The following is a 15,779-nucleotide window of genomic DNA, read 5'->3' on the forward strand; positions in this document are numbered from 1 at the left end:
AATGAGTAGATATCAGGCTCTTGCCATGTTTTGTTTGCTGGTTAAAACCTTTGCAAAATGGGCGAGGCTGGGGGTCATACACCCCTTAGGAATTTGCACATCAATAAGGTAAAACTGACTCGGATCTTCAAAGGCACTATTTAGAGCTTGCTGCAAATCATCTGGCGTAGAAACGCGTTTTCCCACACCACCAAAGTGTGTTGCCATGTCAGCAAATGGCCATAACCCCAGATCAGCGGCCTGACTGTCAGGGGCAAATGCCCGGATCATTTCCCAGCCCTGATTGTTCAACAGTACTATGATGGGCGTAAAGCCATAGCGGCGACAATGGCCCAGTTCCATCCCTGTCATTTGGAATGCGCCATCGCCAACGAGCACCACGGGTCTTCGTCCTGTGGTGGCTTGGATACCAAACCCGGCGGGCACACCAAATCCCATTGATGCATAGTAGCCAGGTGCAATGACGGCTGTATTTCTCAACCCTTGGCTGACAAACAGACAGTCTCCAACATCACTGGCAACGGGCAGGCGCCCGTATTGCTCAAAACAACGATTTAATGCGTCTGCTATCATCATTGGTGCAATCACCCCCTCAGGCACGTCTGAGTGTATTCTTTCTTCAACGTGATGAGGTAAATGAAAATCCCAGTTCTTGGGTTTTGCACTGGTTGCCAATTGCGATAAAACTGTCTTCAGCGCAATGCCGTGATAACTGTAATGCCCCAAATTCACTTCTCGATGTTCAATAAAAATGGCCTTTGTTCGAGAGAGCGTTTCTGCACTGATAGCAAAATTACTGTCTGACAAAATGGCGCCGACCAAGATCACTAAATCAGATTGTTCAACAACCGCAGCGATACTCGGATCACCTGCCTCACCAAGATAGGTGCCCTTAACTGGACTATTTGGTAGCTCTGCCGCAATCCCCGTCCCCATCAACGTAGTAAAGCAAGGCACGTCAAGTGTATTCACCCAACTACAAAGTTGTTCTTCTAAGTCATAACGCTTCACTTCTACACCGGCAATTACGACGGGTCTTTGTGCGTTAGTAATTAGACTTTCAATATCGGCGAGACACTTGTCGGTTGCAGTAAGTTTTGGTTCTTCTTTAGTAACATTAATAACCAAATCATCACATGCAACGGAGGACATATTACGGGGGATTTCAATCAGCACGGGTTGAGATTGCTCTTTACAAATTTGTAATACCCGAGCGATTTTATCCGCAGCGCTATTCACATCATCTAAACGAACCTGAGCACAGGTTATTTCTTTAAAAATGTGCACCTGACTGTCAATGGATTTAACCTGATGGTGAAGTTGCAATCCCAATTCCATTTCACTTTGCGAAGGCATACCAGCCAGCACTACTAACGGTGAGCGCTCAGCATATGCTTGTGCTACTGCATTCACGCTGTTTAAAGCACCAGCGCCATATGTTACTGCCAGTACTCCTATACCATCGTGTAATCGCGCGCTTGCATCTGCGGCAAATGCCACGCACGGTTCATGGCTAAGGGAATACACAGGTAAGATTTGACTTTGTTCCATTTCACGAAAAAACGGTAAAATAAAGTCACCTGGGATCCCCCAAGCCTGTTTGGCGCCAAAGCTTTTAAGTGCTTGCAGCAAAGTGTGAGCTAACGTCATAAGTACCTCGCAAAGTCATTTTATTGAAGTCACCTTGCCAAAGCGCATGGAAATATTTATTGATTTAGCTCAAGCAATTCTTGCCTAACCTTGCTTCTACTCATATTGCGCTCAATATACCGATTGCTATACCCATAATGAGGCAGCATGTTTGATAAACAAGCCAAAGTAGTGGTAGTTCTGATTTCCACCTAGTGGCTGAAACACTAATTTGACTTCGGTACCTTTACCTTGATTTGATCTAATTAACAGCTCACCTTGCAAGTGCTTGGCTCGCTCCTGCATGATTGCCATACCATAGTGATTCAGTTTTTCGCAGTCACCTTCCATACCCACACCGTCATCTGTCACAGTTAACTGTAATCCTTTTTCTTGTGTGACTTGTAAATCAACCCAGACATTCTCTCCTTTGCTATGGTGGACGGTGTTTTGACACGCCTCACGCGCGATTTGCAATAAGTGAATTTCCTCCATCGGAGAAAGCGGTATTTGCTTAATGGCGAAATTTAGGTGGAAGTGCATCGGCGATTGCTCTGACAACTGCTCTATAGTTTTTTCTAACGCAGCTTCCAAGCCATCGCTAACCATTTTTAATCGGAAGGTAGTTAATAGCTCTCTTAGTTGGCGGTATGCCGAGTCTAGCCCTGACTTAAGCTCATCGATAATTGGTGGCTGTAAATCAAATTTCTGCTTTTCCTGTGCTTTAGACAGACGTGTAACTTGAATTTTCAAATACGACAACGCCTGTGCTAAAGAATCGTGCAGTTCTCGGGCTATCACCGTACGTTCATGCAACAATGCAATACGCCGCGCTTGATCTTGCTGAGCTTCTAAATTCAATGACAAAGCAACCTGATCCGCAACCGATTGCACCAATTGCATTTGCCAAGAGTCCTCCGCAAAGCTTTTTTTGCCTCGCACAACAATGACACCATAGTTATTTGTGCCATAAACTAAAGGAAACCGGATAACCGTAGGTTGTGTAATGGCAACAAAAGCACCGCTTCCCTCACAGCTTTCACAATTTTGGGCAACACAAGGGCCAACTTGATCCGTCTGAGGCTTTATTTGAGCATAAGGCTTGTCACCACTGGCCGTCATCAAACAAAGCTCTATATCGTCCATCTCAATGAGTTGCGCCAATTCATCAAGAATTTGTTGTAAGTCCAACTTCTTCTCTCGCGTTTCTAGCAATAACCGAGCTGTTTTGAACAAAAAAGTCAGCGCTTGGTTATTCACTTCTAGCTCTTGGGTCTGCTCTTTCACTCTTGCTTCAAGTTGCCCATACATTGAGGCGATAGCTTTACAAGTGTGGTTAAATGTCGCTCCCAATAATGCAAGCTCATCATCCCCTTTCAGGCTCACATGGTGGGTAAAGTTGCCCTTGCCAATAGCATAAGCAGCATGAGTCAATTCGGCCAAAGGCTTTTCTACACGAAGGCTGATTAAGTGCAGCGTAAAAATACCGACCAACAAAGTAATAAAAAGAGCGGCTAGTTGTATGGAGCGAAGTAATCTAATTTTACTTTCTGCGTGCATTTGTACAGCAAAAACAAATTTATCGGCACTATTTGCAAGCGTGGTTACGTGTTCATTGAATAAACGATGGTCGTCTATTGGTAAATTGAGTAACTGCGGTTTGAGTTTCTTTTCCCACTGCTGAATAAGTTCCAGCCACAAATGACCCAGAGCTTCGTCATTTTGTAGCTTTTGAAAAATAGGATCCGCCAGTTTTGCTTCAAAGCTGGCTATCCTATCCTTAACTTCCTGTTCGTAACCTTCTACGCCATACATTCCAAGCTGGTAAGATTCCATTCGTAAAGAGCCACTGAGGTTAATTGCTCTAGCATCTAAATCAGCAAGGTCTGTGATCCAGTAGGATGCAAATAGTGTACAAATTGCCAAGCTAATGACACCCACAATTGACCCTTTGATGTAAACCATCACCGAACCATTAAAACCACGTTTTAGCTCTCTGAACTGAATACCCACAATGACTACCTGCCTATCTTTATCATTTGAACGATAACGCTTGAATGTTATCAACACCAGTAATTTCGCCACAAACCGCTGGAAATAGCTCTACCACCTTGTAGGTATTATGAAATTTTTCAGCATCTTAGAGCTATTGAGTTCTTGATCACCATCAAGTTATTTTGCTGTCACATCACTATATTTTGATGAGCAATGTAGCTGCCTGCCCATTTAATGTGCCATTTGGCAGCGCGCATAAATCGAGCAGGATAGGAGAGTAAATATATGAGCCATTTCTTAAACAAAATGCGCTTTTTCAAGACCAACAAGCAAAGTTTTGCTGGGGGTCACGGTGTTACCACTGATGAAAATCGCGATTGGGAAGACGGTTATCGCCGTCGCTGGCAACACGATAAGATTGTGCGTTCAACCCATGGGGTCAACTGTACAGGTTCTTGTAGCTGGAAAATTTACGTTAAAGACGGGTTGGTTACTTGGGAAACCCAACAAACAGATTACCCACGTACTCGTCCTGATTTACCAAACCATGAACCCCGTGGCTGTCCTCGAGGAGCGAGTTACTCTTGGTATATTTATAGCGCGAACCGCTTAAAATACCCCAAAGTTCGTCAAGCCCTCCTTAAGCTTTGGCGAGAGGCTAAGCAAAACTATTCCGATCCGGTTAAAGCTTGGGAATCAATCATCACCGACCCTGAAAAGGCCAAAAGCTATAAGTCAAAACGCGGCCTTGGGGGCTTTGTACGTGCGCAGTGGGATGAGGTGAATGAAATCATCGCAGCATCGAACGTCTACACCGCGAAAACCTACGGGCCAGATAGAATTATGGGCTTCTCACCAATCCCAGCAATGAGTATGGTCAGCTATGCGGCGGGGTCACGTTACTTGTCACTCATTGGCGGCAACTGTTTAAGCTTCTATGATTGGTATTGTGACTTACCACCAGCCTCACCACAAATTTGGGGCGAACAAACTGACGTACCTGAGTCAGCCGATTGGTACAATTCAAATTACATTATTGCATGGGGTTCGAATGTACCGCAAACCAGAACTCCTGATGCACACTTTTTTACCGAAGTGCGCTACAAAGGCACAAAAACAGTCGTCATTACCTCTGATTATTCTGAATGCTCCAAGTTAGCAGACATGTGGCTTGCGCCCAAGCAAGGTACTGATGCTGCACTGGCTATGGCTTTCGGCCATGTCATTTTAAAAGAATTCCATATTGATAAACCGAGTAGCTATTTTACCGATTATGTTCGCCGCTACACCGATATGCCCATGTTGGTCATGCTTGAGAAATCAGAGCAGGGCTACACTCAGGGGGCGTTTTTAAGAGCATCCGACTTGGCAGACAACCTTGGTCAAGATAACAACCCCAAATGGAAGACCATTGGTATCGACGAAGCGTCTGGCTCATTGATATCTCCAACTGGTGCTATTGGTTATCGTTGGGGCGAGAAAGGCAAATGGAACATCGAACAACGCGATGGGAAAACAGGAGAAGAAGTTAAACTGGCACTGAGCCTAAAACAACATTCAGATAAAATTGAATCCGTCTTATTTCCTTACTTTGGCAGTCAGGCCCACGAATTAGGCTACTTCCAGCACACTGAACACGATGAAATTCAAGTACGCAAAGTACCGGTTAAAACCATCACACTCAAAGATGGCAGTGAGGCCCTCGTTGCGACGGTGTTTGACTTAATGGTTGCACACTACGGTGTAGACAATGGCCTGAACGACGCCGCTGTAGCTAAAACATTATACGATGATGTGCCCTACACGCCCGCATGGCAGGAAAAAATCACCGGCGTTGATGCAGACCATGTGATTCAAGTTGCCCGTGAGTTTGCCGACAACGCGGATAAAACTCGTGGCCGCAGCATGGTTATTGTCGGTGCAGCCCTCAACCACTGGTACAACATGGACATGAATTATCGTGGCCTTATCAACATGTTGATGCTGTGTGGCTGTGTCGGACAATCTGGTGGCGGCTGGGCCCACTACGTAGGACAAGAAAAGCTTCGTCCTCAGTGTGGCTGGCTCCCCTTGGCATTTGGTTTAGACTGGCAGCGTCCTCCTAGGCAAATGAATGGCACTTCGTTCTTCTACAACCATGCTGATCAATGGCGTTATGAAAAACTAGAAATGACCGAAGTACTCTCCCCGCTTGCTGATAAAAGCAAATGGACTGGGTCTATCTTAGATTACAACACCCGTGCCGAACGTATGGGCTGGTTACCCTCAGCTCCTCAGTTAGGAATGAACCCGTTACAACTGTGTAAAGACGCAACCGCAGCGGGTATGTCAGCAAAAGACTATGCTGTACAACAGCTAAAATCTGGTGATTTAAAGTTTGCCTGTGAAGACCCAGATAATCCGCAAAACTTCCCTCACAACATGTTTGTTTGGCGCTCAAACCTACTTGGTTCGTCAGGTAAAGGCCATGAGTATATGCTGCGTCATTTCTTGGGCACCAAGCACGGCTTACAGGGTAAAGATCTCGGTGAAAGTGGTGATACAAAACCAGAAGATGTGGTTTGGCACGACAAAGCCCCTGAAGGCAAGGTTGACCTTTGGGTAACACTGGACTTTCGTATGTCGACCACCTGTTTGTATTCTGACATCGTCTTACCAACCGCAACTTGGTATGAAAAAGATGACATGAATACCTCAGACATGCATCCGTTCATTCACCCACTATCAAAAGCCGTCGACCCCGTGTGGGAATCTCGCTCTGACTGGGATATTTTCAAAGGGATCGCCAAAAAGTTCTCCGAACTATGTGACGGTCACCTCGGTGTAGAGCGCGACTTAGTGACACAGCCATTGATGCACGATACTCCAGCGGAACTCGCACAGCCTGATGGTGTGAAAATGTGGTGGAAAGGTGAATGTGATCTCATACCAGGTGTGACCGCTCCGAATATGATTGAGGTGGAACGCGACTATCCAAACACCTACAACCGCTTTACGTCTTTAGGCCCATTAATGGATAAGCTTGGCAATGGGGGCAAAGGCATCTCTTGGAACACCGAAAAAGAAGTCCACTTTCTGGGTGAGCTTAACTACAAGCACACGGATGAAGGCCCGCATAAAGGTCGTCCAAAAATAGAAACGGCTATCGATGCTGCGGAAGTTATTTTAAGTCTTGCGCCCGAAACCAACGGTCAGGTTGCATTGAAAGCTTGGGAAGCATTAGGCGAGTTCACTGGTCGCGACCACACTCACTTGGCAAAACCAAAAGAAGAGGAAAAAATTCGCTTTAGAGATATTCAGGCACAACCGCGTAAGATCATTAGCTCACCCACTTGGTCTGGTCTGGAAGATGAGCATGTATCGTACAATGCAGGCTACACCAACGTGCATGAGCTCATTCCTTGGCGCACAGTAACAGGCCGCCAACAGTTCTATCAAGATCACCAATGGATGCGTGATTTTGGCGAAACCATGGTGTCTTACAAGCCCCCAATTAACCTTAAAACGACTCAGCCAATGCTTGGTAAAAAACCAAATGGCAATAAAGAGTTAACCCTAAACTGGATCACCCCCCATCAAAAGTGGGGCATTCATTCAACTTACTCTGACAACCTGTTGATGCTGACTCTAAGCCGTGGTGGCCCAATCGTTTGGCTGAGCGAAATTGACGCCAAAGAAGGTGACATTAAAGACAACGATTGGATCGAAGTCTTTAACGTGAACGGTGCCATCGCCGCGCGGGCCGTTGTTTCGCAACGTGTACCTCAAGGGATGAGCATGATGTACCACGCGCAAGAGCGCATAGTGAACACCCCAGGCTCAGAAATATCTGGCACTCGCGGGGGTATTCATAACTCAGTCACACGTGCGGTGATGAAACCAACCCACATGATAGGTGGCTATGCGCAGCAGTCATACGGGTTTAACTATTACGGCACCGTAGGCTGTAACCGCGATGAGTTTGTAATCGTCCGCAAGATGGACAAAGTTGATTGGTTAGATAACGAGTAGCCGAGGATAAAATTATGAAAGTACGTGCACAAATAGGCATGGTCTTAAATCTAGACAAATGTATCGGCTGCCATACCTGTTCTATCACCTGTAAGAACGTGTGGACCAGCCGAGAAGGTGTTGAATACGCCTGGTTTAATAACGTTGAAACCAAACCGGGAATTGGTTACCCCAAAGAATGGGAAAACCAAAGCAAGTGGAACGGTGGCTGGCAACGCAACAGCAATGGCACACTTGAGCCTCGTCAGGGTAATAAACGCCGATTGCTGGCAAATATTTTTGCTAACCCTGATTTGCCTGAAATCGATGACTATTACGAGCCATTTGATTTTGACTATCAACACTTGCATAACGCTCCCGATAGCAAGCATCAACCGGTGGCGCGTCCACGCTCGCTAATAACCGGCCAGCGAATGGAAAAAATCAACTGGGGACCAAACTGGGAAGAGATCCTCGGCACTGAGTTTTCTGAGCGCAAAAAAGATAAAAACTTTGACGAGGTAGTACAAAAAGACATTTACGGTCAATTTGAAAAGACCTTTATGATGTATCTCCCGCGTCTGTGTGAGCACTGTATCAACCCTGCGTGCGTCGCGAGTTGCCCCTCTGGCGCCATCTATAAACGTGAAGAAGACGGTATCGTACTTATCGACCAAGACAAGTGCCGCGGCTGGCGCATGTGTGTGTCGGGGTGCCCTTACAAAAAAATCTATTACAACTGGAAGTCAGGTAAGTCTGAAAAATGCATTTTCTGCTTCCCTCGTATAGAAGCAGGCCAGCCTACCGTGTGTGCAGAAACCTGTGTGGGCCGTATTCGTTACCTTGGTGTGCTACTTTATGATGCCGATAAAGTCGAAGAGGTAGCCAGTGTACCTAATGAGCAAGACTTGTATCCTGCGCAACTGAGCATGTTCTTAGACCCACACGACCCAGAAGTGATTGCCGCCGCCAAAGCAGAGGGGATACCGGACAGTTGGCTGGAGGCTGCACGCCAGTCGCCGGTTTATAAAATGGCCATGGACTGGAAGGTGGCATTGCCGCTACACCCAGAATACCGAACCTTGCCAATGGTCTGGTATATCCCGCCGCTTTCCCCTATCCAAACTGCAGTGCAGGCAGGACATGTGGGCATGGCGGGTGTCATTCCTGATCTAAAATCATTGCGTATACCACTTCGCTACCTTGCGAATCTACTCACAGCGGGAGATGAAAAGCCGGTAGTCAGAGCGCTTGAGCGCATGATAGCCATGCGTGCATTTAAACGTGCGCAACAAGTCGAGGGAGCAGAAGATCTTGAAGTACTGAATCAAGTGGGCTTAACGGCACAGCAAGTGGAAGACATGTATCGCTACATGGCCATCGCCAACTATGAAGATCGCTTTGTTATTCCAACCAGCCATAAGGCCTATGCAGAAAATGCCTACGATATGAAAAACGGCTGTGGATTCAGCTTCGGCAATGGCTGTAGTGACGGCAACAATGGCGTGAACTTGTTTGGTGGTAAAAAGCAAACCGTTAAGCAAATCATCCCCGTTGAGATGAAGGAGTGATAACAATGCAAGTTTTAAGCGTACTATCTCATTTACTCGACTACCCAACGGCAGAGTTTGTTGAAGCCAAAGATGAGTTGCTCAGCATCATTGCTGAGAGTTCGTTGCAAGCAGAGACTAAGCACAGGCTGATAGGTTTTATTGAAACCCAATGCGCAAAGAATTTGATGGACTGGCAAGCCCAGTACGATGGTTTGTTTGAACGCGGACGCGCACTGGGGTTATGGCTGTTTGAACACGTGCACGGCGAAAGCCGTGACCGAGGTCAGGCGATGGTGGATTTAATCGAACAATACAAGCAGGCAGGTTTAGAGCTGTCACAAAACGAACTGCCTGATTACATTCCGTTGTTTTTAGAGTTCTTAGCCACACAAGGACAAGCCAATGCACAACAATGGCTTAGCGAAGTGGAACATATATTGGCCTTGCTACTATGCCGCCTAGAAAAACGCGAAAGTGATTACTCGGTTGTGTTTGCAACCCTGCTTGAAATCGCACAAAGCAACATTGATTTAGAGGCACTGCGCGAGCAAGTCAATGGCGAAAAGCGTGACGACACAAAGCAAGCCATTGATAAAGAATGGGAAGAAGAAGCTGTTACCTTTGGTGCGCCAGATGCCAACAGCTGCCCTAGTGCCGTAAATCGTCCCAGCGAATCACAGCGCAAAGACCAATATGTTCCAGTTACTTGGACTGGCTTTAATCAGCAAGCCAGCTAAGGAGTACATTATGACTTACTTAAATACATTATTATTTGGGATTTATCCCTACATCGCACTGACGATTTTTATCATCGGCTCCATCGTGCGCTATGACCGCGAGCAATACACATGGAAAACAGGCTCCAGCCAGTTATTGGAGAGCAAGCAATTAAAGCAGGGCAGCAAAGCCTTTCACATTGGTGTAATCATGGTATTACTCGGTCATTTTGTAGGTTTACTGACCCCAGCCGAGGTGTGGCATGTCGTTGGTATTGAAGCCAGTCACAAGCAACTGATCGCTATGGGCTTAGGCGGATTCTTTGGCATCATCTGCTTTTATGGTCTCACCATATTACTGAAACGCCGCCTGTTTAACCCTCGCATCCGCGCAACCAGCAGCAATATGGACATTGCCATCCTGTTGCTACTGTATGTGCAACTTATTTTAGGACTGGCGTCGATTTTTGTATCGGCAGGCCATATGGATGGCGCAGAAATGCTTAAGCTTATGAGCTGGGCACAAAACATGGTTACCTTTAACGGCGCCGAAGCTGCGGCAGCTATCGCACATGTGCACTGGATCTATAAGCTACATGTGTTTTTAGGCATGACGCTATTTGTGGTATTCCCATTTAGCCGTTTAGTCCACATTGCCAGTGTGCCGCTGCAATACCTAAGCAGAAACTATCAAGTAGTACGTAGCAAGTAAGTATAGAAACTAGCCCCGCTAAGCGGGGCTTAAGTTGAGGCCATTATGATCACCGTCAACCAAACAACTATTAGTGAAGCGCAGATCTTACAAGAGATGCAATATCACCCAGCAAAAGACCATCGTGCTGCTATGATTGATGCTGCCCAAAGCCTGATCATTGGCGAGCTTTTTAACCAAAGACTCGACGAGCTTGGACTAGCTCACATCAATGCTGAAACTACTAACGACAGCGAAGAGCAAAAGCAAAATGCGCGCTTAGAACTATTGATTAAAACCGAAGTAGCAATTCCGAAGGCTTCAGAACAAGAGTGTCAGCACTATTACACACAAAATCGCAGTAAATTTTGCACTTCTCCACTTATCGCTGCGCGCCACATTTTAATCCCCGCCCCTATTGAGGACGAAAGTGCCAGAGCACAGGCATTAGAGGCCGCGGAAACCATTCTTAAGGCATTACAAAATGGCGAATCGTTCAGCGACTTGGCCGCGCAATACTCCAAATGCGACTCAGCCAAACTGGGCGGTCAGCTTGGGCAGCTCTCAAAAGGACAAACGGTGATTGAATTTGAGCGCCAAGTATTCGCTGCAGAAGAAGGCTTGATGACTTACCCCGTAGAAAGCCGCTTTGGTTTTCACATTGTTTTTGTCGACTTTAAACAGGCAGGTAAGCAATTACCTTTCGATGCGGTAAAAACCCGTATCAAAGACTATTTAAATAAAAAAGTAGAGCGCAAAGCCATTGCACAATATATCGAATGCTTAATCGCTAATGCTGATATAGATGGCTTTGATTTCAATGTTAGTAACAGTCCGTTAGTACAATAGAGAAGGAAACCATTATGGGATGTTGTGGCGCATGTGGTGGGCAAGATAAGCCCCAAACCGAAGAACCAAGTGACGTTAAGGCACATACCGAGACTCGCAGTGAATCGAAAAAAGAGGTCCCTGTAGAACAATACGTACCTCCTATCACTGGTTGTTCAGCAGAAGAATAATCAGCAAGCTGACCAGCTACAGTGCATGGCTACAAGCTAGTTATGTACGGTTTCAAGCCATTTTAAAAGGCAGCTTACTAAAGCTGCCTTATTGCACCGTATCAGCCAAGATAGTTTTTACACTTTATTGCTGATAGGGCTTTACCCTAGTTTCAAGTTTGAGTACTTATAAGTATAAGTAACTATCCTTCTTAATTTGTCGAATAAGTTCTTTGCAATAGATGTAAAAAGTGTTGTTAAGTGATTTAATACCAACAGAACAAATTGAGACCAGCCCAATCATTTTTCCGTCGGAAATACATTTCGACTGGTTATTAATGGCAATAGCGCAAGTTGGACTTGATAACATTGACAGATGCCTAATGAATGTATTCCACTCTTCTGGTATACGATTTGCGTAAACATTACTTTATCGGCGTCAATTTAAATTAATAGTCATTTGCAGCTATGATCTTCCCCTAAAACAGTAGACACCTAGTTAGCCGATTTATATCGGATTTCATATTCTTCAGGGGACTGATGGCCTAGATGGCTATGCAGTCGAACTCGATTGTAAAATACTTCAATATAATCAAACAAGTCCGCTTTTGCTTCATTCCTTGTCGCGTATATTTTTCGCTTCACTCGTTCTGTTTTTAGTGAATGGAAGAAACTCTCCGCTACCGCGTTATCTAAGCAATGACCTCGCCGACTCATACTGCTCGTTAAATTGTTGGTCTTTAAAAAGGCTTGGTAATCGTCACTGGTATATTGGCTACCTTGGTCGCTGTGTACAATGACATTAGATTTAGGCTGTCTGCGCCAAACGGCCATCAATATGGCCTTGATGACGATTTCTCGCTTCATCGTTGGCTGCATTGACCAACCAATCGCTTTACGCGAGAACAAGTCCACAACTACCGCCAGATACAACCAACCTTCATACGTTTTAATGTACGTGATATCCGTTACCCACGTATTATCAGGTTCAGCTACCACAAACTGCTGTTGCACATGGTTACTTGAGATGGTGGATGGTGATGTCGATTTAAAGTAACGCCGTTTGTAACCAAGGTTTGCCTTAAGTTTTGCGACCCTCATTAAACGTGCAACTCGGTTCTCACCGACATGGGTGCCGTTACGTTTTAGTTGCGATGTTATTCGAGGGCTACCATAAACACCACCAGACTCAATAAACGCTTCTTTTATCTCTCTTAGCAACTGCTGGTTTTCAATCGCTCTGGGTGATTCTGGCTCATTTAGCCAAGCATAAAAACCGCTGCGATGAACATTCAACACAGAGCACATACGAGTGACTTTCCACTTATTGAGCCGTGACTTTATGAACGCGTACCTTTCCTTGACTCGCTTGCAAAGAACGCTGCGGCCTCCTTTAATATGTCTCGCTCTTCCGTCACTCGTTTAAGCTCTGCCTTTAGGCGCTTGATTTCGTCGAGTTCATCATTCTTAGCGGGAGACTTCTTTGCTTTAGCCACCCAGTTATATAGGGACTTATCTGTGATACCTAGGCGCTTAGCCACATCACAAACACCATAGCCTTTTTCGATTACTTGTCGAACGGCTTCATCTTTAAATTCTTGGGGATATTTATTTCTCATAACACCTTCTATCTTACTTCATTTTGAAAATAAAAGATGTCTAGTTGTTTGAGGGAAGATCACTTCCACAACTAAGGAATTGATAGACACTGCAAAATCAATTTCGCCCACAAAGTGAGTAGGATCAACGCATGAGAGATAAAGACGACTCAGGGACAATTGCCCCCCTACACCCGACCGTTCATATGAACTGATTGACTAAAGGACAAAACTTTGCGGTTAATTCAATTGTAGCGGGTTGAAGCGTTCTGTTGCCTGCTTGATGCGTTCGATAAGTGAACTACCCTGTTGATATAGTTCGATTTGAAGGGTTATTTGCTCAATTTGTTCATCATTAAAGCAAACCGTGTTATGGGCTTGAATATGTCCTGGAGCGTCTAAGTATGTGCATACTTCGTTGGGCATAGGCGTTCTGAAATACACATCTTTAGGGAACACCACACAACCGTATATATGGGTATTTATGTCCAATAACTCCCTGAGCACGGCTATTTTTTTATTCAAAGCATCAAATGGGTTTTCAAAATAATGTCTTTCATCATCAATACTTTGAGTCCAATACTCTGAGTGGCTATCAACCCAAATTGCCCCTGCTTGGCGTTGGTATTGAACAACAAACACGCCAAACTTTGAAACAATCAGTTCATCAACATCCAACACATGATTGCGCGTACCTAATCGCACTTTACCCAGTGCAAAATAGTTGTCGTCTAAAGACTGCTTAAAGAATCGATGCAACAGTAAGCGACTCGTGAAATGGCCCAAAGCTCGCTTTGTATAGGGCCATAATGTTACCGATACCACTGCGATACTTGCTATCAAAAGCGCAACCCATACATAGCGACCAACCTGTTGCCATTTCGAAGGTTCTGACTGAAGTTGAGCCACGGGTGCAGCAACGTGTGTGGTGTGTTGCACCTGAACGGGCTTATCATTTTCAACGCGCTTTGAAGACAATTGTGTCTGCTCAGCTTTCACAATTTCTTTATCTGCTTCACCATCAACTTGTTGTTGCTTGGCGTTTACGTGCTGTTGTTCAGAGTGTTCTTGCCAGTACTGTTCAAACTGCACGCGACTTTGCGTAGCTTCTTGGTTGCAGCTTACATGCTCTTGGGCTGTTTTGTTGACCTTGCTGCATTGCGCTGATGGTTGATAATACTCCTGCCAAGCGGCTTGTTTTTCAGCATTTTTATAACGCTCTGGCGCTTGATTGAGTTGAGTTGCTGCAACTTGTAATACGGGCTTGTTGGCATGTACTGCAACTTTTGGTTTGTCCTGTTGATGAGGAGTATAAACCACCATGTCTTCACAAAATAACCTCAATCGCTCATCCAAGCGCTGCCAACGGTTGTAAGAGTCATGGCCTTTTTGGTTGGCTCCAACGCGCTCAAGTGAACGAGCTTCTGTTAAAAAGCTTTGACAAACTTCTTCAGATAATTGCATTTGTGCATGACTGAACGCTGACCAGCAGAGTAACAAAAACGCACAGCACAGCGAAAGCAGCCCGGCTCCAATAGGCATGGATGTTCTTCTGTGAGCATGTAAATATTGAGTGTTAGAAGTTGTCATGTGGCCATTATACAAACAAATAAATTTTGTTTAAAGATCTGCAATCATCTCATTGAGTGCCCAGCTTTCAACCACGCCTTCGCTGCTAAGTGTCAGCAAAGTGTCATCTACAATGACCATATCCAGTAATGTTGTTCCAGTACTATGCGTGTCAATTTGCCAACTCAACTTTTCTTTGCCAGTTGAAGTATCCCAGATGCTTAATTCTGATTTAGGGGTGGAGGTGATCAATAAAGAGGTCTTGGGAATAAATAAAGACTGTCTAAACCACTTAAAACGGGTGATATATTCCAGCTCGTTAAGCACCCGCCCCCCATCAACAGCGAGTACCTGTTGTGTTTTCAAACTATCAGCAACAAATATCTTATCGCGCTCCTTCGATACGCTGACACTACTTAATCTAGACGTATATTCTTGCTGATAATAGCTTTGCCCCGTTTGTAGATTCCAAGCGTTTACAACACCATCGTGTGATCCCGTTACAATCATGAGCCTGTCCTCGATAATATGTATCGCTATCACATTACTACTGTGTGGCATAAATTGGTTCATTTTCTCAGTTTTTCTATCGGCGATAGATACTGAGCCATCGGTAAAGCCAATAACAACTAGCGATCCGTTATCTGACATAGCTACTTGTGATATTCTCGCAAGCTCGTCTACCCCAGACACACTCAGCGTGCCTTGCAATGTACCATCGGGTGTGTTCCAAAATTGAACTCGGTCGTCCCCTGCCACCAGCAGTTGTTTGGATGGTTTATGTAACACTAGCGCGCGGATCTGCTCTGGTAGCTGTGTTTCGCTCAAACTCATTAGCACACGTTTTCTGGTTGTATCCCACAGCGCAAGATTTGGCCCTTCTACAACAAGAAGCACCTGCTTTGCATCATGTGATAACTGGCCACGTAATACCAGTGCATCACTATATTGATACCTAGCACTTGGATTGGTGCTGGCTGGGTCACTACACCCCATCAGTATTAAAACAATCAGACTTACCAGTAACCACCTAAACATGT

Annotated in this window: 11 protein-coding genes; 6 read left to right on the forward strand and 5 right to left on the reverse strand. The window is 45.3% G+C overall.

From position 1 onward, the window contains the following. Nucleotides 1-12 precede the first annotated feature (12 nt). The gene (gene ipdC / locus C2M32_RS18320) at nucleotides 13-1,650 is read right to left on the reverse strand and encodes an indolepyruvate/phenylpyruvate decarboxylase (protein ID WP_105169747.1); all 1,638 of its coding nucleotides are present in this window, start codon (nucleotides 1,648-1,650) and stop codon (nucleotides 13-15) included. A 126-nt stretch (nucleotides 1,651-1,776) separates the two neighbouring features. After that, complete coding sequence (locus C2M32_RS18325) at nucleotides 1,777-3,714, reverse strand: ATP-binding protein (protein ID WP_105169748.1); 1,938 nt, start codon at nucleotides 3,712-3,714, stop codon at nucleotides 1,777-1,779. Nucleotides 3,715-3,909: 195 nt separating this feature from the next. Between C2M32_RS18325 and C2M32_RS18330 the strand changes: the two genes are divergently transcribed. The 6 genes from C2M32_RS18330 to C2M32_RS20585 are packed head-to-tail and all read left to right on the forward strand — an operon-like array spanning nucleotide 3,910 to nucleotide 11,593. Further along, nucleotides 3,910-7,635: a nitrate reductase subunit alpha gene (locus tag C2M32_RS18330; RefSeq protein WP_105169749.1), complete on the forward strand. Its 3,726-nt coding sequence runs from the start codon at nucleotides 3,910-3,912 to the stop codon at nucleotides 7,633-7,635. 14 nt (nucleotides 7,636-7,649) lie between these two features. Beyond that, nucleotides 7,650-9,185 (forward strand): nitrate reductase subunit beta, encoded by a 1,536-nt coding sequence (gene narH / locus C2M32_RS18335; protein WP_105169750.1) that lies wholly within the window; start codon nucleotides 7,650-7,652, stop codon nucleotides 9,183-9,185. Between the two features lie 5 nt (nucleotides 9,186-9,190). Beyond that, a complete protein-coding gene (narJ, locus tag C2M32_RS18340; protein ID WP_105169751.1) occupies nucleotides 9,191-9,904 on the forward strand; it encodes a nitrate reductase molybdenum cofactor assembly chaperone in 714 nt (237 codons plus the stop codon). Between the two features lie 10 nt (nucleotides 9,905-9,914). Beyond that, on the forward strand, nucleotides 9,915-10,595 hold the full coding sequence (gene narI, locus C2M32_RS18345) for a respiratory nitrate reductase subunit gamma (protein WP_105169752.1): 681 nt from the start codon (nucleotides 9,915-9,917) through the stop codon (nucleotides 10,593-10,595). A 45-nt stretch (nucleotides 10,596-10,640) separates the two neighbouring features. Continuing rightward, on the forward strand, nucleotides 10,641-11,423 hold the full coding sequence (locus C2M32_RS18350) for a peptidylprolyl isomerase (protein WP_105169753.1): 783 nt from the start codon (nucleotides 10,641-10,643) through the stop codon (nucleotides 11,421-11,423). Between the two features lie 14 nt (nucleotides 11,424-11,437). Beyond that, entirely contained in the window at nucleotides 11,438-11,593 is a 156-nt protein-coding gene (locus C2M32_RS20585; protein WP_158678273.1) for a hypothetical protein, read from the forward strand. A 474-nt stretch (nucleotides 11,594-12,067) separates the two neighbouring features. On the opposite strand, the gene C2M32_RS18355 is transcribed toward C2M32_RS20585, so the two are convergent. The 3 genes from C2M32_RS18355 to C2M32_RS18365 form a co-directional block, all read right to left on the reverse strand. Beyond that, a protein-coding gene (locus C2M32_RS18355; RefSeq protein ID WP_105169754.1) for an IS3 family transposase occupies nucleotides 12,068-13,191 on the reverse strand; the annotation gives its coding sequence in 2 pieces (ribosomal slippage) (nucleotides 12,068-12,960 and nucleotides 12,960-13,191; 1,125 coding nt in all). 219 nt (nucleotides 13,192-13,410) lie between these two features. Continuing rightward, on the reverse strand, nucleotides 13,411-14,634 hold the full coding sequence (locus C2M32_RS18360) for a nuclease-related domain-containing protein (protein ID WP_234401345.1): 1,224 nt from the start codon (nucleotides 14,632-14,634) through the stop codon (nucleotides 13,411-13,413). A gap of 156 nt (nucleotides 14,635-14,790) precedes the next feature. Beyond that, nucleotides 14,791-15,777, reverse strand: coding sequence for a WD40 repeat domain-containing protein (locus C2M32_RS18365; RefSeq protein WP_105169756.1), 987 nt, complete (start codon nucleotides 15,775-15,777; stop codon nucleotides 14,791-14,793). Between the last annotated feature and the right edge of the window lie 2 nt (nucleotides 15,778-15,779).

It is taken from the genome of Pseudoalteromonas sp. T1lg23B (assembly GCF_002964665.1).
GTDB lineage: Bacteria > Pseudomonadota > Gammaproteobacteria > Enterobacterales > Alteromonadaceae > Pseudoalteromonas.

What these genes read in the sequence shown, in the direction of transcription:
- C2M32_RS20585 (WP_158678273.1), top strand. Translation starts at nt 11,438, where the DNA reads ATGGGATGTTGTGGCGCATGTGGTGGGCAAGATAAGCCCCAAACCGAA.
- narI (WP_105169752.1), top strand. Translation starts at nt 9,915, where the DNA reads ATGACTTACTTAAATACATTATTATTTGGGATTTATCCCTACATCGCA.
- C2M32_RS18330 (WP_105169749.1), top strand. Translation starts at nt 3,910, where the DNA reads ATGAGCCATTTCTTAAACAAAATGCGCTTTTTCAAGACCAACAAGCAA.
- C2M32_RS18360 (WP_234401345.1), bottom strand. Translation starts at nt 14,634, where the DNA reads ATGCAATTATCTGAAGAAGTTTGTCAAAGCTTTTTAACAGAAGCTCGT.
- narH (WP_105169750.1), top strand. Translation starts at nt 7,650, where the DNA reads ATGAAAGTACGTGCACAAATAGGCATGGTCTTAAATCTAGACAAATGT.
- ipdC (WP_105169747.1), bottom strand. Translation starts at nt 1,650, where the DNA reads ATGACGTTAGCTCACACTTTGCTGCAAGCACTTAAAAGCTTTGGCGCC.
- C2M32_RS18365 (WP_105169756.1), bottom strand. Translation starts at nt 15,777, where the DNA reads ATGTTTAGGTGGTTACTGGTAAGTCTGATTGTTTTAATACTGATGGGG.
- narJ (WP_105169751.1), top strand. Translation starts at nt 9,191, where the DNA reads ATGCAAGTTTTAAGCGTACTATCTCATTTACTCGACTACCCAACGGCA.
- C2M32_RS18350 (WP_105169753.1), top strand. Translation starts at nt 10,641, where the DNA reads ATGATCACCGTCAACCAAACAACTATTAGTGAAGCGCAGATCTTACAA.